This window comes from Tenacibaculum xiamenense, assembly GCF_964513065.1.
Classification (GTDB): domain Bacteria; phylum Bacteroidota; class Bacteroidia; order Flavobacteriales; family Flavobacteriaceae; genus Polaribacter; species Polaribacter xiamenense.
Genome location: NZ_CAZEQU010000042.1, coordinates 33,306 through 52,487, shown reverse-complemented (window position 1 = coordinate 52,487; position 19,182 = coordinate 33,306). Strand labels below are relative to the sequence as shown.

Here is a 19,182-nt window from a genome sequence, read left to right as displayed (position 1 = left end):
ATCTTTTTTTGTCAAAATCGCAAAAAATAACAAAAGGTCTTCAAATACATACTAAGAAGTCATTTAAAATGCTTTCTTTGTTTATCACATAAGAAAGGAAGCAAAAAGATGATGAATTCGATAATTACCGGAACGGGTACCTACATTCCTAGCATTACAAAAGAAAATATTCAATTTTCAGACAATAGATTTTTACATGTTGATGGAACTCCCTTTGAGAATAACAATACTGTTATTATAGAAAAGTTTAAATCAATAACTGGTATTGAAGAACGTCGTTACGCAAAAAACAACTTAAATACTTCGGATCTTGGTTATCTTGCTTCTAAAAAAGCAATAGAAGATGCAGGTATTAACCCAGAGGAATTAGACTATATAATATTTGCTCATAATTTTGGAGACGTTAGAGCTAATGCTATTCAAAGTGATATTCTTCCCAGTTTAGCAACAAGAGTGAAGCACTTACTTAAAATTGAGAATCCCAATTGCATCGCTTATGACTTGCTTTTTGGTTGTCCTGGTTGGATTCAAGGTGTTATTCAAGCTCAATCGTACATACAATCTGGAATTGCAACAAAAGTTCTTGTTATTGGAGCAGAAACTTTATCTCGAGTAATTGATCATCATGACAGAGATTCTATGATATATAGTGACGGTGCTGGTGCTTGTATTATCGAAAAAACAGAAAAACCCGATTCAGGAATTTTGAGTCATGCGGCCCAAACTTTTGCCAAAGATGAAGCTTATCATTTATTCTTCGGAAGCTCACATAATGGAAATAATGATAAAGATGTTCGATATATTAAAATGAATGGAAGAAAAATCTATGAATTTGCTTTATCGAATGTACCTAAAGCAATGAAAGAAGCACTTGATAAAAGTGGTGTTGAAATAGCGGCTCTAAAGAAAATTTTCATTCATCAAGCGAACGAAAAAATGGATGAAGCAATCATTAAACGGTTCTACCGCTTATATAAAATGCAAGCTCCTAAAGATATCATGCCAATGTGTATCCATAAGTTAGGAAATAGTTCCGTTGCAACTGTACCTACTTTACTTGATTTGGTGTTAAAAGGTGAAATTGAAAACCAAGAAATTAACAAGGGAGATGTTATCATGTTAGCTTCAGTTGGTGCTGGAATGAATATAAATGCAATTGTCTATAAATATTAGCTAAAAATAGTCAACTAAATATCGTTAATCTAAAATCTAAATACTATTTTTGCGGATGCAACAACACAATGTACTTATTTTAGATTTCGGATCGCAATATACGCAGTTAATTGCGCGCCGAGTAAGGGAGTTGAATATTTATTGCGAGATTCACCCGTACAACAAATTACCACAAAATTTAGATAATTATAAGGCAGTTATTCTGTCTGGAAGTCCTGTTTCTGTTCGATCTGAAGATGCTCTGCATCCTGACTTATCAGAAATAAGAGGTAAAAAACCTTTATTGGCTGTTTGTTATGGTGCTCAATATTTAGCACACTTTTCTGGAGGTTTGGTAGCTTCATCAAATACCAGAGAATATGGAAGAGCTAATCTTTCATATATCAAAGAAAGTGAAACTTTCTTTTCTCAAATTTCTGAAGGCAGCCAAGTGTGGATGAGCCATTCAGATACTATTAAGGAATTACCTGAAAACGCGGTGCTTTTAGCCAGTACAAATGATGTAGAAAATGCTGCATATAAAATTGAAGGTGAAACAACATACGCTATTCAATTTCACCCAGAAGTATATCACTCAACTGATGGGAAGCAGTTATTAGAAAACTTCTTAGTTTCAATTGCTGGTGTTAACCAAACTTGGACTCCTGACTCTTTCGTTGATGAAACCGTTGCTGGATTAAAAGAAAAACTTGGAAACGACAAAGTTGTTCTTGGTTTATCTGGAGGAGTTGATTCTACTGTAGCTGCTGTATTACTTCACAAAGCTATTGGAAGTAATCTTCACTGTATTTTTGTTAATAATGGTCTTTTACGTAAAAATGAATTTTCCGATGTATTGAAACAATACGAAGGTATGGGACTTAATGTTAAAGGTGTTGATGCTTCGGCACGTTTCTTGGATGAATTAGCTGGATTGTCTGACCCTGAAGCAAAACGTAAAGCAATAGGAAAGGTATTTATAGATGTGTTTGATGATGAAGCGAATCAAATAGAAGACGCTAAATGGTTAGCACAAGGAACTATTTATCCTGATGTTATTGAGTCCGTTTCTGCTACTGGAGGTCCTTCAGCAACAATAAAAAGTCATCATAATGTAGGAGGATTACCTGATTTTATGAAATTAAAGGTTGTTGAACCATTAAGAATGATCTTTAAAGATGAAGTAAGGAGAGTTGGTGCTTCAATGGGAATAGATAAAGAGTTATTAGGTCGTCATCCTTTTCCTGGACCTGGTTTAGCAATCCGTATTTTAGGAGATATTACTGCTGAAAAAGTTCGCATATTACAAGAAGTGGATGCAGTTTTTATTAATGGTTTAAAAGAAAGTGGTCTTTATAACCAAGTATGGCAAGCTGGGGCAATTTTATTACCAGTAAATTCTGTAGGAGTTATGGGAGATGAACGTACTTATGAAAAAGTAGTTGCCCTTAGAGCAGTTGAAAGTACAGATGGTATGACAGCCGATTGGGTAAATTTACCTTATGAATTTTTACAAAAAACCTCAAACAAAATAATAAATAATGTAAAAGGTGTTAATAGAGTTGTTTATGATATCAGTTCTAAACCGCCTGCAACAATTGAGTGGGAATAACGTTTATATACAAAATCACTCATTAAATTATATACAAAGTAAATGAAGAAATTACAGTTTTTAATTTTAACAGGTATATTAACGATTTCTATTTCGTGCGGTCAGCAGAAACGCTATGTTTCCTACAAAGTAAAAGATGGGGAAACTATGAATGACATTGCGGAACGCTTGGATATGGATTCAAAGGATTTGCTAAGACTTAATCCAGATGTTGGTAAAAATCCATCTCCAAATACTATCATTGTTATACCTAACCCTAAAATTAAAGACCGTAATTCTTCAAATACATCGGGTAACGACAGTTATGCTATAATTGAAGAAAAAAACAACTCTACAAATGATACTGTTACCGAAACTTCTGAAGAAAAACAGGAAACAGAATTCAAAACAACTATTATTAGTGGGTATGAAACTCATACTGTCGAAGCTGGGGAAACAGTTTATAGAATTACGAAACAATATGGTATTTCTAAAGATGAGCTTATCAAGTTAAACCCTAATCATTCTGAATTAAAGAACAATACTTTATCTATTGGACAGGTTTTAAATGTTAAGGCTATTGAAGAAACTGTTACTTTGGATGAAGAAGAAATTAAAAACAGATACTTAACCCATACTGTACAGAGTAAAGAAACAGTATATGGTATTACCCGTTTTTATAATATTTCTAAGGATGACTTAATACGCTTAAACCCTGAATTTCCTGAGATTAAAAACAATCAATTATCAATTGGCCAACTTCTTAAAATAAAACCTATAGAAGAGATTGAAAAAGGTGTTAATCTTTCTTTATACAAGGATAGCATAGAGGATAATTCAACAATTAATCTGGCATTATTACTACCTTTTAGAACAGAAAAATATGATACTCTATCTTCTAAAAGGATATTTAAGAATCGATTAGCCAATTTGGTGACAGATTTTTACATGGGGGCAGAAATGGCTATTGACTCTTTAAGAAACCAAGGCGTTATTATTAACACCAGTGTTTTTGATACGGGTACAAAGGGTAAAAATATTTCTGCTATAATAGCAAATGATGAGTTAGAAAATCAAGATGCAATAATAGGACCTTTTTACTCTGAAAAAGCGACTAAGGTTGCTAAATCAACAAACGGTATTGTTGTTTTTCCTCATTATTCAAACAAACAAAAAAGTTTAACTACTTCTAAGATTGTTAAGACATCTCCAGATAAAAGTTCATATTCTGAATTCTTAACTTCTTATCTCAAGGGAGTTTACAAAGGGGAGAATATTTTTATTGTGGGAGATAATAGTAAATACTCGAAAGAAGCGATTAGCTCAATTAGTACTTCTCTTAAAAACCATGATTCGATTTCTAAAGTTCATATTTTAAAACCTGATGATGGGTATATAAAAAGAGAGCGTTTTACAAAAAAAATGAATCATGAACAACATAACTGGGTTATAATTGCTACCAAGAATAGTGTTGCCATAAAAGATGCATTGAACAGCATGATTGGATTACCAGATAATATGACTGTTCAAGTTTTTACTGCTATCAAGAATGAAGTTTATGACAATATAGATAATAACAAACTTGCAAATGTTAATTTCACCTATGTTTCGGATATTTTCGCTGATGAAAGTTCTGAAGAAGTGCAAGTCTTTTATAAAAAATTCAAAAGCCTTAATAATACCTTGCCTTCAAGTTATGCTATTAAGGGATTTGATGTAACCTACGACATTCTTATGAGGATTGCTTCTGGTAATAACATTTCTAAAACTTTTAAAGAAGGAGTTTCCTTACGAGTTGAAAATAAGTTTGATTATCATAAAAGGACATTTGGTTCGGCCGAAAACAGAGGGCTCTTTATAGTAAAATATAATCAAGATTTAAGTTTAAAGAGACTTAAGTAAAATAAAAAACCTCAAACGTTTCGTTTGAGGTTTTTTATTTCTTTCTTATTGAATAGAAGTAATATTTTTTCTATTCTCCATACATATCTTGGTAATATTTCAGATAGTTTCCACTCGTAACATTATCTACCCATGCTTTATTTTCTAGATACCATTTTACTGTCTTCTCTATTCCTTCTTCAAATTGAAGCGACGGCTCCCAACCTAGCTCGTTCTTTAATTTACTTGAATCAATAGCATATCGATAATCATGTCCCGCTCGATCCGTGACAAAAGTGATTAATTCTTCAGAAGCTCCTTCAGGACGCCCTAAAAGCTTGTCTACAGTTTTAATAATCACTTTTATCAAATCAATATTCTTCCATTCATTAAAACCTCCAATATTGTAGGTCTCTCCAATTTTCCCTTTATGAAAAATAACATCAATTGCGCGAGCATGGTCATTAACGAATAGCCAATCACGAACATTTTCACCCTTTCCATAAACTGGTAACGGTTTATTATTGCATATGTTATTAATAAAAAGTGGAATTAATTTTTCAGGAAATTGGTGTGAACCGTAGTTATTCGAACAATTAGAAATAACAACGGGCAAATTGTAAGTATCATAAAATGATCTGACAAAATGATCCGAAGAAGCTTTCGAAGCTGAATAAGGCGAATGGGGGTCGTAAGCAGTGTTTTCTGTGAAGAATCCTGACTCTCCTAGAGTTCCATAGACTTCATCTGTAGAAACATGGTAAAACAGTTTATTTTCAAAATCACCACCCCAATACGTTTTGGCAGCCTGTAACAGGTTTAATGTTCCTAAAACATTTGTTTTAGCAAAAGAAAAAGGATCTTTTATAGAGCGGTCTACATGTGATTCCGCTGCTAAATGGATAACACCATCTATATTATAGTCAGAAAAAATAGATTCCATTTTTTCATGGTCACAAATATCTGCCTTTATAAACGTATAATTAGGTTTATCTTCAATGTCTTTTAAATTTTCCAGATTACCAGCATAAGTTAAAACATCTAAATTATAAATATGATAATCTGGATATGAGTTAACAAATAACCTAACAACATGAGACCCTATAAAACCAGCTCCACCAGTAATTAATATATTTTTCATTAGTTTCGTTCTATTTTTTTTATACAATCCTTCAATGAATCTCTCCAATAGGGTATTGTAATATTAAACTCCTTTTTAATTTTGGTTTTATTCAATAATGAATAATTTGGTCGTTTTGCAGGTGTTGGATAATCTTTAGTCTCAATCGGATATATTTTACAATCAACACCAGAAATTTCCATAATTGCCTTAGCAAAATCGTACCATGATGTTACCCCCTCATTTGAGTAGTGGTAGATCTTAGATAGATTCGAAAAGTCTTTATCTATAGAATCTAAACATACCAATGCCAGGTCTCTTGCATAAGTTGGTGACCCAATTTGATCAAAAATCACATTTAGTTCATTCCGTTCTTTCCCTAAACGTAACATTGTTTTCACAAAATTATTTCCAAAACTAGAATAAACCCAAGATGTTCGTATAATTATTGATTCAACTTCTGAATTCAGAATATATTCTTCCCCTAGTCGTTTCGTTTTTCCATAAACACCTATAGGTTCAACATAATGTTCTTCTTTATATGGCTCATAACTTTTACCATTAAATACATAATCTGTTGAAATATGAATTAATTTCCCCTTACCTTTTAATGCCAAAAGTAGATTTTTAACTCCGAGCGAATTAACATTTTCAGCATTTAACTCCTCCGATTCAGCCTTATCTACAGAAGTGTAAGCTGCACAGTTCATGACAACCTCTATATTGTTTTCTTCTATAACCTCTTTTACTTTCTCTGAATCTGTAATATCCAAACTTTTGGAATCCTCAAAAAAATAATTGTGTTGAGAAAACTCGGTTGATTTTTCTCTTATCTCCGAACCTAATTGACCAGAAGCACCCGTTACTAATATATTCATATTTAATATTTGAATGGGCTTTCTAAATCTTTCAACCCTAATAGATTTGAATCCTTTTCCGACAATTTGACCTCTTCCATTTCTAACTTCCAATCTATCCCTAAATCCGTATCATCCCATCTAATACCACTATCATATTCGGGTGCATACCAATTATCAACTTTATAGGCAAAGATTGCTTCTTCCGACAATACCGAATAACCATGAGCAAATCCTCTAGGAACAAATAACTGTTGTTTATTTTCTTCTGATAATTCTATAGCAACATATTTCCCATAAGTGGGTGATCCAACTCTTATATCAACCGCCACATCTAAAACACAGCCTTTAATACAACGTACTAATTTAGCTTGAGCATATGGTGGCTTTTGAAAATGCAAGCCTCTCAAAACTCCTCTAGAAGATTTAGATTCATTATCCTGAACAAAATCAGTTTTAATAACCTTTTCATTAAAAGTTTTTAAGTTGAAAGACTCGAAAAAATATCCTCTATGATCTCCAAAAATTTTGGGTTGTATAATAACGACATCAGGAATTTCTGTTTTAATAACTTCCATTTTTTATTTTATCAGATTTAGTAAATATTGTCCGTAATTATTCTTTTTTAATGGTTCTGCTAACTTTCTTAATTGACTATCATCAATGTACCCCATATAGTGCGCTATTTCTTCTAAACAGGCAACCTTTAAACCTTGACGTTTTTCTATAGTTTCAATAAACTGTCCTGCCTCCATTAAAGAATCATGTGTTCCTGTATCCAACCAAGCATATCCTCTTCCCATTAATTCTACTTTAAGGCTCTTTTTATCTAAATAAGCTTGATTAACAGATGTTATTTCTAGTTCACCTCGATCAGAAGGCTTTACCTTTTTAGCAATTTCTATAACATCCTTAGGGTAAAAATATAACCCAACAATGGCATAATTTGATTTTGGTTTTTCAGGTTTTTCTACAACAGAAATGACATTCCCCGCTGAATCAAACTCAGCGACACCATAACGCTCAGGATCCTTAACATAATATCCGAAAATTGTTGCATTTCCATCTTTTTTAACATTATTTATGGCATTTTGGAACATTTCTGGTAACCCATGTCCATAAAAAATATTATCACCTAAGACCATACATACATCATCATTCCCTATAAATTCCTCCCCTATTATAAAAGCTTGAGCTAGACCATCCGGGGAAGGTTGCTCTGCGTAGCTTAACTGAATTCCTAACTCATTGCCATCGCCCAATAATTTTTTAAAGTTTGGTAAATCTTGTGGAGTTGAAATTATCAATATTTCCCTTATTCCAGCCAACATTAAAACCGATAACGGATAATAAATCATAGGTTTATCATATACTGGTAATAACTGTTTTGATACTCCTTTTGTGATTGGATAGAGTCTGGTTCCTGAACCGCCCGCTAAGATGATGCCTTTCATTTATTTTTCTTTATATGGATAGGTAAATTTATAAAAAATTAACCCATAACAATTCCTCATTTTTTTTATTTATCTTACTTTTCAAGTAATTTATTAATAGATAACTTTATTCTCTCTCGATCCGCATCCGTTAAATTAGATCCTGAAGGTAAGCATAATCCATCTTTAAACAATTTTTCAGAAATATTACTTCCGTAGTACGAGCAATCCTTAAACACTGGTTGTAAATGCATTGGCTTCCATAAAGGTCTTGTTTCTATGTTATCTTCTAACATAATTAGCCTCAAATCTTCTCTGTTGAAACCAGTTATTTTCTCATCAATAATAATAGAAGTCAGCCAATGATTTGAATAATAATCATCGTTAGGCTCTGTTAACAAAGTAATTCCCTCCACATTAAGAAATAAATCCTTATAAAACTTATGATTTGCTCGGCGATAATTAATATGTTCATCTAAAACTTCCATTTGTCCTCTACCAATACCTGCCGTTATATTACTCATTCTATAATTATACCCTATTTCAGAGTGCTGATAATGGGGTGCATTATCACGTGCTTGTGTAGCCAAAAATATTGCCTTTTCTTTCTCTTTATTGTTTTTACAAACTAAAGCTCCTCCACCCGAAGTAGTAATAATTTTGTTTCCATTGAAAGACAAAATTCCAAAATCACCAAAAGTTCCGCACTTATTTTTTTTATATTTAGAACCAAGTGCCTCAGCTGCATCTTCAATTAACGTTATATCATACTTTCTAGCAACCGACATTATTTCATTCATTTTTGCTGGCATACCATACAAATGAACAACAATGATTGCTTTAGGTTTTTTCCCTTTAGAAATTCTATCTTCAATAGCTTCTTCCAAAACTTTAGGACACATATTCCAAGTTTCGTATTCACTATCAATAAAAACTGGTTTTGCTCCTTGGTACACAATTGGATTTGCAGAAGCTGAAAAAGTTATACTTTGGCATAAAACTTCATCTCCATAAGTAACATCAGAAAGTATTAGTGCCAAATGTAAAGCCGATGTACCAGAAGCTAAACATGCAACCTTAGTCTCCTTACCTATATAATTCTCAAGATCTGCTTCAAAGCCATTTACATTAGGTCCTAAAGGTGCTACCCAATTTGTATCAAATGCTTCTTGTACATATTTTTGTTCTCCTCCTCCCATATGAGGTGATGAAAGCCATATTTTATCTTTCATAAATTAATAATTTATTCTAAAAACTATTTTTACAATTCTTTAATCCTGAGTATAAAAATTTGAAATAATCTTAACTTGTAACTAATTTCAGTTGATTTTTTTATACAAAGGGAAAAAAGATTTATCTTTTATATCTAATTCTGACAATCCTCTTGAAACCCTATATCTATTCGCTTTCTCTACAAGACTATCATACACCATTTTATTAACTACTTTTCTTCCAGTATAATAATTAACAATATCATTAGGAAAAAAACATTTTTTGTATTTAAATATACCATCTTCTAAACCATATCCACCTCCTAAGACATAGTATTTTAAATCCTGATTTCTCCCCCAATCAATTAGTTCTACCTTTAAAAAATCATTGGGTCGTTTATCAAAAAATCTTTCATCAGTTCCTCCAAGAAAAGAATACATGGAGTCCTTAGATTTTAATACAAGTTCAGAAGCTATGGGAGTATCATCTAAATATACTGTACATATCGCGCAATACTTATTATTAAATTTTATAAACCGCTTAAAATCTTCTAAGCTGTAATGAAATTTTTCCAAGGCATTTGTACGAGTCATTGTTTCAATATATATATTGTAAAACTCAAATATTTTATCATCATCAATACTGTCCCTGAAATAAACTTTACTTTTTAAATTTTCACGTTTAGCCTTATTAACGTTTTTTCTTACTTTCCGATCGAAAGACTTCCATTGTAGATCTTCTTCTAAAATTTCACCTTTTATATTTAGCATTGTCTGAACAACTTCTCCTGAATAATTTAAATGATTATTGGAAAGATTAAACCTTATAAATTCCGACACAACGTTGTTTTCAGCATACCATTGATCAACGTTCTTCCAAAATTCTTTAATATCAAACTCTGAAGCATTTGCAGATGAAATTGGTCCAGAATAACCATAAGGTGTTACTACATCAAAATACTGTATTTTCTCCTCCTTAATTTGTATAGGATTAATATGTACTAACATAATTACTCTAGCATTATTTTCTTTATTAGAGTAAAAAAAACAAACCAAACTTTCTAATCCTTCACTAAAGACATCTACATAGTCTAGTTGAGAATATGGATTGTTAATATTTAACGATGAGATTAAGTTTAGATACTTCTCTCTTCCGTTGACTGAATTAATTCTTAATATTTCAAACATTTAACACCATTTTTAATTGGACTTCATTATATCAAAATCTTCTTTAGTCCAATCTTGATAAATAGAAAAAACTTATAATACTTTTAGGTAATATTCAAGAAGCATTTGGAGAAAGTTTCTCAAGTAGTTTCATTACACCATGATATACATTCAAAAAGTTCGTTTTGTTATTTACCATTAACCAGCTATCAGAACTGAGAAGAAATTTATAACACGAAAAACTCCCTCTTATCGTACTGTATGCAGTTATTAAATTCATAAACTAACCTAAAATTCATGTATTTTACTCTATAATCAAACTTCACTCTTATCTGACAAAACTCATAAATATTGATTCTCGCATCAAAAACTCCTTTCTCAATCACTTTTATATAATCATATTTAAATAAAGTATTTGTTTATTGTTTTCACCTGTAAGGTTGTTCCTATTTTAAAAACACGATATTCTAATTGTTTAAAATCATCTTCTTCTACTGAAATTGCTTCCTGATAAAGAATTCTACCTGAATCAAGACCTTCATCAACTATATGCGTTGTTATTCCTACAATCTTAACACCATATTCCAAAGCTTGTTGTAATGCATTAAGTCCTTTAAAAACTGGTAACAAAGAAGGGTGTATATTTACAATTCTTTCTTTAAATTCACTTAATAATGTTTCACGTATCAAAAAACCATAACCTGCTAAAAAAATATAATCTATTTTTTGTTTCTTTAAAACAGTTAAAATTTTTTGTTCGAATTCTTTATGGGATTTATAAGATTTTTTGTCTAGAGAAAAAGTTTCAATTCCCGCCTTTTTTGCCAACTCAAAAGCATCGGTATCGGGGTTGGTTGTGAAAACCAAAGCCAGTTCTGGCTCAATATAACCGTTAACATAATCTTTGATAATTTCTTTAGCTCCTCTACCATAACCTGAGTAAAAAACTGCAAATTTTTTCATGTTTAAATATTTTTTCTTTGTTTGTCCAAATCTTCCAATTGACTTCCTGGGTTAACAACTATATTTTCACTGAACAAAACTGATTTTATTGTTAAAGTTAAAATTTTACAATCCATAAGGAATGAAACTTCTTTTACATAATCTATATCAAATTGTATTCTCTTTTCCCAATTCAATAAATTTCTTCCGTTAACTTGCGCTAACCCTGTAATTCCAGGTCTTACAGTATGTCTTAGTCTTTCTTGTTCTGTATAATAAGGTAAATATCTTAATAATAATGGTCTTGGTCCAATTAAACTCATATCCGCCTTTAATACATTTATTAATTGAAGCAATTCATCTAGAGATGTTTTCCGTACAAATCTTCCAATTTTTGTCAACCGCTCTTCATCGGGAAGTAAATTTCCTTTTTCATCCTTCTCGTCGGTCATAGTTTTAAACTTAATAATTTTAAAAGGCTGTTCATTTTTTCCTGGACGTATTTGATAGAAAAAAGGCTTTCCTTTATTGGCAAAAAATAAACAGATCGTTAATATTACAATTATTGGGCTGAAAATAAGTAATCCAATAAGAGCAACTGTAAAATCTATTACCCGTTTGAAAAATCTTTTATACATTTTTAAGTCTATTTTTTATAAGTTGAAACGAATGTCTTACATGAAATTCTTTTACAAGCAGTCTCCAAGCATTTTCTTTCATCTCCATATATTTTTTACTATCCTTACAAAATTTATCTATAGTAGTGTGCATTGACTCTTGATTTCCCGATATTGTCCAATATCCACAACCTGCGCTTTCAATAATGGAACCTACGTCAGTATTTGGATCAGTTGCCGCAAGAACTGGTAATTTAATCTGTAAATATGATAACAAACGAGATGGAAAATTGGGTATTGTAAAATCCTTGTGCAAGAATAGCATCCCCACATCACAGGCTCTTAACAATTTTTCATACTGCTCTTTTGGTAATCCTTTCATCAACATAGCATTTTTTGGATGTGTACTTTCAAACCATTTTTTAATACGGTTGTATTCTGTACCTGAACCAATTATTAAAAAGAAAACATCCTCTCTTTTTGTTGTTTCTATTGTTTCCAATAAAAAATCAATTCCTTGTGGTTTCCCTAGATTACCACCATAAACAAAAATTTTCTTATTTAAAGGAAGTCCATATACCTTTTTCAAAGAGATCCTTTCTTCCTCTATTTCTTCCATTTCAATAGGGAAAATGGAATTAGGATTCACTTCAACTTTTTCCGGTGAAACATTCGGGTTATGAGTTAGAATAAAATTTTTGTTTGCTTGAGACATACATCCAATTGTATCTGAAATCTCGTATAACTTTCGCTCCTTTTTCATAAAGAATTTATGTAGAAAACTACCTTTTTTTATCATCCTCATGTCAATAGCATTTTGAGGAAAAATATCTTTAAGTAAAAGATAGCTATACGCTCCATCTCTCTTTTTTATAAAACTAATAACTTTAGAAAATGTAATTGGTGGTGTAGAGTAAATAACTAGGTCAAATTTTATCTCTGAAAAAAACTTTTTTACCCCTGAAAGAAACTGGTTCTCAATTGCAAGTGTACCAAACCCTTTTTCAATAATATTCGTTTTTTGAATATTTAAAGTTCGGATGTTAAGAATAACCCCTTCAGTTTCTTTTACCAAATAAGTTTTTTTCTTTTCTCGTCTTTCTGTTGGACAAACAATATATACATTATGCCCGTCTTTGTAAAATTCTCTTAAGAGATCTGTATATATACCGCTATCCCCTAAAGAGTTTATTTTTGCAATTGTCAAAAAGAGTACATTCATAGTTAAATTAGTTTTTGTTTATTTACTCCAAACGACTCTATTCACATAATCTGTATATGAAAGTATTATTCGTACTATTTTCTCGCTCACATTGGGCATAGAATAATCGTATACTTCCCTAAAGTTTCTTTTTAAACCTCTCCCTTGCACATTTAATGCTGCTAATCCTTGCAATATACGTTCAGGGTTTAATCCTACCATCATTACAGACGCTTCTTCCATTGCTTCCGGGCGTTCATGTGCTTCACGAATGTTTAGCGCATGAAAGTTTAAGATTGATGACTCTTCTGAAATAGTTCCTGAATCAGATAATACTGCAAATGAATGCATTTGCAATGCGTTATAATCAGAAAAACCTAATGGTTTTAAGAACTGGATGTTTTTGTGCGTTTTTATGTCTTTATTCTTCAACATATTTCGCGTTCTAGGATGCGTCGATACGATGATTGGGTAATCGTATGCTTCAGCAATTAAATTTAATGAATCTATTAATCCTTTGAAATTTTTTGGGTTGCTTATGTTTTCTTCTCTGTGGGATGATACTACAAAGAATTTGTGTTTTTCTAATCCTAACTTGACTAATACGTCAGAAGCTTCAATTTTTGGTAAGAATTTGTGCAATACTTCATACATTGGACTTCCCGTCTTAATTACTCTATCCGGTGGTAATCCTTCACGTAATAAGTATTCACGAGCAATGCTGCTATATGTAAGATTGATATCCGATACATGATCTACAATTTTACGGTTTGTTTCTTCTGGCACTCTTTGATCAAAACAACGGTTTCCTGCTTCCATATGAAATACAGGGATTTTACGTTTTTTTGCCGGAATAGCACATAGACAAGAGTTTGTGTCTCCTAATACTAAGAATGCATCTGGATTTTCTTGTTCTAAAATTGGGTCTATTTTTATTAGAATGTTTCCAACGGTTTCTGTGGCGTTTTTCCCAGCAGCCTCCAAGAAATAATCCGGTTTCCTAAGCCCTAAATCTTCAAAAAATATTTCGTTTAATTCATAATCATAGTTTTGTCCTGTATGAACTAAAACATGATCTATAGCGTCATTCTTGTCTAATGCAATTAGTGTACACGATAGTCTAATAATTTCTGGTCGTGTTCCTACTACCGTTACTACTTTTAATTTTTTCATTGTATCGTTATTATACTTTTACAAAATAGGTGTCTGCGTCATCTGGATTGTACGGTTCATTAATCCAAAATAATGTTATTAACTCCGTATTACCAATATTTTTAATGTTGTGTGTATACCAAATTGGCATATCAACATATGCTGGTTCTACTCCGTCTAGTATGTATTCAAAAACTTCGTCCGAATCAATTTTGCGAAGTTGAATTAATGCTTTTCCACTAATTACAGCAAAACGTTCAACTTTTCGAGTATGGTAATGGTTTCCACGTGTAATTCCGGGTACTGTAGTTGAGTATGATGATTGCCCTGCTGTTCCTGCACGCATGATTTCCACAAATGCCCCTCGATCGTCTGAATGCATTGTAAATTTCCTTGGAAAATAATCTTTTGGGATAAAACTCGTAAAGGTGTTGAAAAGATCTAACTCAAATGAGTTTAAATCTACTTTTGGTACTTGCCCATTATCTACATACTGTATTTTAAAATCTTTTAACAACGTTAAAATTTCGGACACTTTACACGAAGTTGTATGCGGTACTACGTACGATTGTATCTCGTCCGTATCTTTCTTTATGATTTCTTGAAAGAAAACCTCAGATAACTGATTGATGTAAATTAGATTCACTATGCTGTCATTGATAACAGTTGGCTCCTTTCCGTTAATAATTTGATGACAAAATGTAGCTATAAATGAATTATAAAATGGTTTCCCAAAAGGTCCAAATACATTTGGAATAATCAGTGAAGCTACTTTCCCTCCTGCTTTAGTAGCCCAATCTTCCAACAACTGTCTCCCATCTCTTTTCGACTTACCATATAGATTATCTCTTTCTTCTTGTGTAGAAGATGAAAAAAGAATCTTTGGTGTTACATTTTCAGCCTCACAAGCATCGATTAATTTCTTAACCAACCCTATATTTGTATCATATATTACCTGCTCATCTTCATGACGATTCATGGCTGCAATGTGCACAATTACGTCACAAGATTTTACAAATTTTTGTAATTCTACATTGCTTTCAAAGAAGCTTCTCTCAAAATCAACTCGCGTTATTTCTTCCGCTTTTGTTCCTAAAAAGTTGAACAAGTGACTTCCCATGAAACCACCTTGACCCGTGATTCCTACTTTTATTAATTGTCCCATTTGGTCCATTTATTTTGATCAAAGCGAATTTGATCGTTTTCTATTTCGTTAAATCCATAATTTGACATAACCATGAGTTTTGCATTGTCTTCTATAGCTTTAAAACCATTAACAAAACCATTTGGAATGTATAGTACTTCTTGCTTTTCGGCAGAAAGCTCATATTCAAATACTTTTAAATCCTCTGAAGGATTTCTCCAATCATCAATTTCTATCAATTTTACCTTAAAACTTCCTTTTACACAAATAAACCAACGGCTTTCAATCTTATGTCCTTGCCAAGCTCTTATAACATCGGCATTAAAATGCGTCGTAAAATACACTCGTTTTATTGGCGACATATCAAAGTCATTGAAAAATTCAAGTCGTCCACGTTCATCAGTGTATTCTCCTCCAGAAATAATCTTTGGTAATGATTTATTCATATGAACACTTACTTTATATCTTCACGAATGAAATCTAGTTTTAATAATAGTTTTTGCATTCCTTCAACATCTAATCTTTCAGTATTGTGCGAATGATAATCTTCAACACTACTCATATCCACCTCCCCTTCAGAGAAATAATTTGCATAATTTAAGTCCCTATTATCAGCAGGAATTCTATAATAATCTCCCATATCTTCTGCTTTTATTTTTTCTTCACGTGTGAGAAGAGATTCATATAGTTTCTCACCATGGCGAGTTCCTATTACTTTGAGTTTGCTATCACTTTTATACATTTCTAATAATGCCTTAGCTAATACTTCAACTGTTGCCGCTGGTGCTTTTTGCACAAACATATCTCCAGGATTTGCATTTTCGAAAGCAAACAAAACTAAATCAACTGCATCTTCTAACGTCATCATAAACCGTGTCATGCTCGGGTCTGTCAACGTTAAATTTTGTTTTGATTTAATTTGATCAACAAATAAAGGGATTACAGAGCCTCTTGATGCCATTACATTTCCATATCGTGTTCCTGATATTACAGTATTCCCCGCATTTCTGGACTTTGCTACTAATACTTTTTCCATCATTGCTTTAGAAATACCCATCGCATTAATTGGATATACAGCTTTGTCTGTACTCAATACTACTACGTTTTTCACATTATTTCTTATGGCTGCTTCTAACACATTTTCCGTACCTAATACATTTGTTTTTACAGCTTCCACAGGAAAAAATTCACATGAAGGGACTTGTTTTAATGCTGCAGCGTGAAATATATAATCTACACCTCGAACCGCTGATTCTAAAGATTGAGAATCTCTAACATCTCCAATATAAAATTTCACTTTTGGGTGTGATAATCTTCTTCGTTGATCTTCTTGTTTTTTTTCATCTCGCGAAAACACGCGGATTTCACTAAAATGATCTGTATGAAGAAAGCGGTTTAAAACAGCATTTCCAAATGAACCTGTACCACCAGTAATCAGCAGAGTTTTATTTTCGATTTTCATATCTATTATTTAGTTTTTATTACTTCCGATAAATACTTAAAAGTTTCATCCGAGCAATGTTTCCATGTATAATTAATTGATTTCTTAAAAGACTTATTTGAAATATCTTCCCTTAATTGTTTGTTATTTAGCATCAACTTTATAGACTCATATATACTATCTACTTTAGTAGGATCAAAATACACTCCAGCATCGCCTAAAACTTCGGGCATAGGACCAAAATTAGAACAAGCTATCGGTAAACCTGATGTCATTGCTTCAATAAGAATATTTGGCATGTTTTCACAACTCGAAGCAAATACAAAACCATTTGCGTTAAAATAATATTCAGCCAAATCATCATAAGGGACCAACCCTAAGTAATTTACAGTATTTTCTGAGTTTAATTCAGAGTTTAAAACAGTTTCTAATTTTAATCTAGATTCTTCAGTAATATCTCCTACTAAATCTAAAGTTACTGGATAACCTTCTTTTTTCAATTTCAAAACGGCTGCAGCAACGTTCCATTGATGTTTATAAGCAGTAACAACAGAAACATATAATAATTTAAAAGGTCGGGTAGTGTTAAAATCATTAATTTCTCTCTGTATTACTGGTTCTTTAAGAAAAGAAACATTAGTTCCATGAGGAATAATTGTAGTTTTCTCTTCCTTAATATCAAGACTAGAATTAACCACACTTTTAGCATAATTTGTTAAAAAAATTATTCTGCTCGCTTTTTTAAATGTAAGACTTTGTGTGTAATGGAGGATTTTAAATCTTAATCTTGATTTAAAGCTCTTAAATCTCAAGTATTCAGTTTTTTCAAATGGCAGCATGTTTCTTGACATCGTTACCATGTCTTCAAAAGTTCCCATAAACGTTCCCCCTGGTACAAATAATAAATCACAATTATGCACTAACTTCGCCTTCTTAGAGAGAAAAAATACTTGAAAAAGAAAAGAATAAATAAAAGATTTATTTAGTAGTTTATGTGAAACTTTATCAAGCCATATATTATTAGGAAGCTTTTCTAAAGTACTTGTATTAGACCAAACAACTACTTTTTCAAATCCAAACTCTATTGGATTTGCATGAGTCAATATTTCTCTAAGATGTGTTAATCCCCCACCCGATCTGATGTTTGTTGCATCTATTCCTAAAACCATAGATTAAATATTTTTTAAACACTTTAATTGACGACTAAAGTATAATTAAATTTTATTTTTCCGCTTCTAACATAAACGATACTCTTTCTTGTAAAGAATGAGCTTTAAAAAACATAATTATGACAGGTTATTTTCAATTATATCTAATAGATTAACCGGTGAATTTTCTCCATTATAGTGATATTCAACATCTAAATTCTCTTTAAAAAAATCCATATTTATATCTTCAACATCTTCAAAATACATCATAAATCTTTCATCATAAAATTGAAATTTTTTTATTCCCTTCCAATTAGTAATTAACTTTTTATTATAATAAACAGCCTCCCAAGACCTTAACGTACCTCCTTGAGTATCACTTTTTATTATCTCAATAATACAATCGGAGGCAGCTTCTCTACTAAGATAATCTCGATAATTTAAATGATTCTTAGCATAGTTAATTCCATCTGGATACTTTTTATCTTTCTCTCTAGCACTTGTTATGTAAAAATCACAATTAATATCAAACTTTGTAAACTTTTCATATATTCTATGTAATAATTGCAATCTATCTTTTGCTTCGGCAATAAAAACCACGTCAGTTTTCGGATATTTCACTAAACTTTCTTCTTCAAATTTAGAAATAAACACCGGAGAATATTTAAACTCATATTTAGAGCAGTCATCAGGATTACTTGATATCACTAAATCAAAAAGATCATTTAGTAGATGTGCATTAAAACTTGGAATAACTTTTTCATAAATACTTACTGTATCTCGCAAAAATAATACTTGTTTAGAATTCGGAAATTTACTTCTCAACCAAGAAAGTAGTTCCTTATTGAACCAGCCAGCAATAAATGTAAAAGTGATACTATCATTCACAGAAAAATCGTTACCAATTAATTTTTTAAACCACATTTTTTTAAAAGGCAAATTAACCAATCTATTCAATCTTGGTGACATATGAATGTTGAACAACCTACTCCATATTTTTGAAGAAAAAACAACGTCTCTATAAATGATTTTAACATTCTTGATATTTGTCAAATCATTCATAATTATTTTACCACTCTCTTCATTACCTTCAAAGAATACATGTTTCATTTCTGTTTTAGCCAC

General features: G+C 31.6%; 18 protein-coding genes. 3 read left to right on the top strand and 15 right to left on the bottom strand.

Translation table 11 applies throughout. The annotated features are described in order from the left end of the window. Positions 1-108 precede the first annotated feature (108 nt). Genes ACKTTV_RS19845 through ACKTTV_RS19835 form a run of 3 tightly spaced genes read left to right on the top strand, consistent with a single transcriptional unit; the run spans position 109 to position 4,645 of the window. A complete protein-coding gene (locus ACKTTV_RS19845; protein ID WP_408032629.1) occupies positions 109-1,173 on the top strand; it encodes a 3-oxoacyl-ACP synthase III family protein in 1,065 nt (354 codons plus the stop codon). A gap of 55 nt (positions 1,174-1,228) precedes the next feature. Then, positions 1,229-2,764 carry a glutamine-hydrolyzing GMP synthase gene (guaA, locus tag ACKTTV_RS19840; protein WP_408032628.1) on the top strand — a complete coding sequence of 512 codons (1,536 nt, stop codon included), beginning with the start codon at positions 1,229-1,231 and terminating at the stop codon, positions 2,762-2,764. A gap of 42 nt (positions 2,765-2,806) precedes the next feature. Then, positions 2,807-4,645, top strand: a complete 1,839-nt coding sequence (locus tag ACKTTV_RS19835) for an amino acid ABC transporter substrate-binding protein (RefSeq protein ID WP_408032627.1) — start codon at positions 2,807-2,809, stop codon at positions 4,643-4,645. 70 nt (positions 4,646-4,715) lie between these two features. Here ACKTTV_RS19835 and rfbB read toward each other — a convergent pair whose 3' ends face one another. The 15 genes from rfbB to ACKTTV_RS19760 all read right to left on the bottom strand — a co-directional run bounded on the left by rfbB (position 4,716) and on the right by ACKTTV_RS19760 (position 19,182). After that, entirely contained in the window at positions 4,716-5,765 is a 1,050-nt protein-coding gene (rfbB, locus tag ACKTTV_RS19830; protein WP_408032626.1) for a dTDP-glucose 4,6-dehydratase, read from the bottom strand. Next, entirely contained in the window at positions 5,765-6,622 is an 858-nt protein-coding gene (gene rfbD / locus ACKTTV_RS19825) for a dTDP-4-dehydrorhamnose reductase (RefSeq protein WP_408032625.1), read from the bottom strand. The genes rfbB and rfbD overlap by 1 nt, the downstream gene beginning before the upstream one ends. A 2-nt stretch (positions 6,623-6,624) precedes the next feature. Next, a complete protein-coding gene (rfbC, locus tag ACKTTV_RS19820; RefSeq protein ID WP_408032624.1) occupies positions 6,625-7,179 on the bottom strand; it encodes a dTDP-4-dehydrorhamnose 3,5-epimerase in 555 nt (184 codons plus the stop codon). A gap of 3 nt (positions 7,180-7,182) precedes the next feature. Continuing rightward, positions 7,183-8,055 carry a glucose-1-phosphate thymidylyltransferase RfbA gene (gene rfbA, locus ACKTTV_RS19815; protein ID WP_408032623.1) on the bottom strand — a complete coding sequence of 291 codons (873 nt, stop codon included), beginning with the start codon at positions 8,053-8,055 and terminating at the stop codon, positions 7,183-7,185. A 74-nt stretch (positions 8,056-8,129) separates the two neighbouring features. Next, positions 8,130-9,266: a DegT/DnrJ/EryC1/StrS family aminotransferase gene (locus ACKTTV_RS19810; protein ID WP_408032622.1), complete on the bottom strand. Its 1,137-nt coding sequence runs from the start codon at positions 9,264-9,266 to the stop codon at positions 8,130-8,132. Positions 9,267-9,353: 87 nt separating this feature from the next. Beyond that, complete coding sequence (locus ACKTTV_RS19805; protein ID WP_408032621.1) at positions 9,354-10,433, bottom strand: GNAT family N-acetyltransferase; 1,080 nt, start codon at positions 10,431-10,433, stop codon at positions 9,354-9,356. Positions 10,434-10,814: 381 nt separating this feature from the next. Next, the gene (gene purN / locus ACKTTV_RS19800; protein WP_408032620.1) at positions 10,815-11,375 is read right to left on the bottom strand and encodes a phosphoribosylglycinamide formyltransferase; all 561 of its coding nucleotides are present in this window, start codon (positions 11,373-11,375) and stop codon (positions 10,815-10,817) included. Between the two features lie 2 nt (positions 11,376-11,377). Further along, on the bottom strand, positions 11,378-11,992 hold the full coding sequence (locus ACKTTV_RS19795; protein WP_408032619.1) for a sugar transferase: 615 nt from the start codon (positions 11,990-11,992) through the stop codon (positions 11,378-11,380). Beyond that, positions 11,985-13,193: a glycosyltransferase family 4 protein gene (locus tag ACKTTV_RS19790; protein WP_408032618.1), complete on the bottom strand. Its 1,209-nt coding sequence runs from the start codon at positions 13,191-13,193 to the stop codon at positions 11,985-11,987. The genes ACKTTV_RS19795 and ACKTTV_RS19790 overlap by 8 nt, the downstream gene beginning before the upstream one ends. Positions 13,194-13,211: 18 nt before the next feature. After that, complete coding sequence (gene wecB / locus ACKTTV_RS19785) at positions 13,212-14,345, bottom strand: non-hydrolyzing UDP-N-acetylglucosamine 2-epimerase (protein ID WP_408032617.1); 1,134 nt, start codon at positions 14,343-14,345, stop codon at positions 13,212-13,214. Between the two features lie 10 nt (positions 14,346-14,355). After that, the gene (locus ACKTTV_RS19780) at positions 14,356-15,489 is read right to left on the bottom strand and encodes a polysaccharide biosynthesis C-terminal domain-containing protein (RefSeq protein WP_408032616.1); all 1,134 of its coding nucleotides are present in this window, start codon (positions 15,487-15,489) and stop codon (positions 14,356-14,358) included. Then, the gene (locus tag ACKTTV_RS19775; RefSeq protein WP_408032615.1) at positions 15,477-15,914 is read right to left on the bottom strand and encodes a WxcM-like domain-containing protein; all 438 of its coding nucleotides are present in this window, start codon (positions 15,912-15,914) and stop codon (positions 15,477-15,479) included. The genes ACKTTV_RS19780 and ACKTTV_RS19775 overlap by 13 nt, the downstream gene beginning before the upstream one ends. Positions 15,915-15,922: 8 nt before the next feature. Beyond that, positions 15,923-16,930 carry a polysaccharide biosynthesis protein gene (locus ACKTTV_RS19770; protein WP_408032614.1) on the bottom strand — a complete coding sequence of 336 codons (1,008 nt, stop codon included), beginning with the start codon at positions 16,928-16,930 and terminating at the stop codon, positions 15,923-15,925. A 5-nt stretch (positions 16,931-16,935) separates the two neighbouring features. Then, positions 16,936-18,078 (bottom strand): glycosyltransferase family 4 protein, encoded by a 1,143-nt coding sequence (locus ACKTTV_RS19765; protein ID WP_408032613.1) that lies wholly within the window; start codon positions 18,076-18,078, stop codon positions 16,936-16,938. A 117-nt stretch (positions 18,079-18,195) separates the two neighbouring features. Then, positions 18,196-19,182 (bottom strand): type 2 periplasmic-binding domain-containing protein, encoded by a 987-nt coding sequence (locus ACKTTV_RS19760; protein ID WP_408032612.1) that lies wholly within the window; start codon positions 19,180-19,182, stop codon positions 18,196-18,198.

Bases quoted from the DNA above. Each gene is read 5' to 3' on its own strand.
- ACKTTV_RS19845 (WP_408032629.1), top strand. From the start codon at position 109: ATGATGAATTCGATAATTACCGGAACGGGTACCTACATTCCTAGCATT.
- guaA (WP_408032628.1), top strand. From the start codon at position 1,229: ATGCAACAACACAATGTACTTATTTTAGATTTCGGATCGCAATATACG.
- ACKTTV_RS19835 (WP_408032627.1), top strand. From the start codon at position 2,807: ATGAAGAAATTACAGTTTTTAATTTTAACAGGTATATTAACGATTTCT.
- rfbB (WP_408032626.1), bottom strand. From the start codon at position 5,765: ATGAAAAATATATTAATTACTGGTGGAGCTGGTTTTATAGGGTCTCAT.
- rfbD (WP_408032625.1), bottom strand. From the start codon at position 6,622: ATGAATATATTAGTAACGGGTGCTTCTGGTCAATTAGGTTCGGAGATA.
- rfbC (WP_408032624.1), bottom strand. From the start codon at position 7,179: ATGGAAGTTATTAAAACAGAAATTCCTGATGTCGTTATTATACAACCC.
- rfbA (WP_408032623.1), bottom strand. From the start codon at position 8,055: ATGAAAGGCATCATCTTAGCGGGCGGTTCAGGAACCAGACTCTATCCA.
- ACKTTV_RS19810 (WP_408032622.1), bottom strand. From the start codon at position 9,266: ATGAAAGATAAAATATGGCTTTCATCACCTCATATGGGAGGAGGAGAA.
- ACKTTV_RS19805 (WP_408032621.1), bottom strand. From the start codon at position 10,433: ATGTTTGAAATATTAAGAATTAATTCAGTCAACGGAAGAGAGAAGTAT.
- purN (WP_408032620.1), bottom strand. From the start codon at position 11,375: ATGAAAAAATTTGCAGTTTTTTACTCAGGTTATGGTAGAGGAGCTAAA.
- ACKTTV_RS19795 (WP_408032619.1), bottom strand. From the start codon at position 11,992: ATGTATAAAAGATTTTTCAAACGGGTAATAGATTTTACAGTTGCTCTT.
- ACKTTV_RS19790 (WP_408032618.1), bottom strand. From the start codon at position 13,193: ATGAATGTACTCTTTTTGACAATTGCAAAAATAAACTCTTTAGGGGAT.
- wecB (WP_408032617.1), bottom strand. From the start codon at position 14,345: ATGAAAAAATTAAAAGTAGTAACGGTAGTAGGAACACGACCAGAAATT.
- ACKTTV_RS19780 (WP_408032616.1), bottom strand. From the start codon at position 15,489: ATGGGACAATTAATAAAAGTAGGAATCACGGGTCAAGGTGGTTTCATG.
- ACKTTV_RS19775 (WP_408032615.1), bottom strand. From the start codon at position 15,914: ATGAATAAATCATTACCAAAGATTATTTCTGGAGGAGAATACACTGAT.
- ACKTTV_RS19770 (WP_408032614.1), bottom strand. From the start codon at position 16,930: ATGAAAATCGAAAATAAAACTCTGCTGATTACTGGTGGTACAGGTTCA.
- ACKTTV_RS19765 (WP_408032613.1), bottom strand. From the start codon at position 18,078: ATGGTTTTAGGAATAGATGCAACAAACATCAGATCGGGTGGGGGATTA.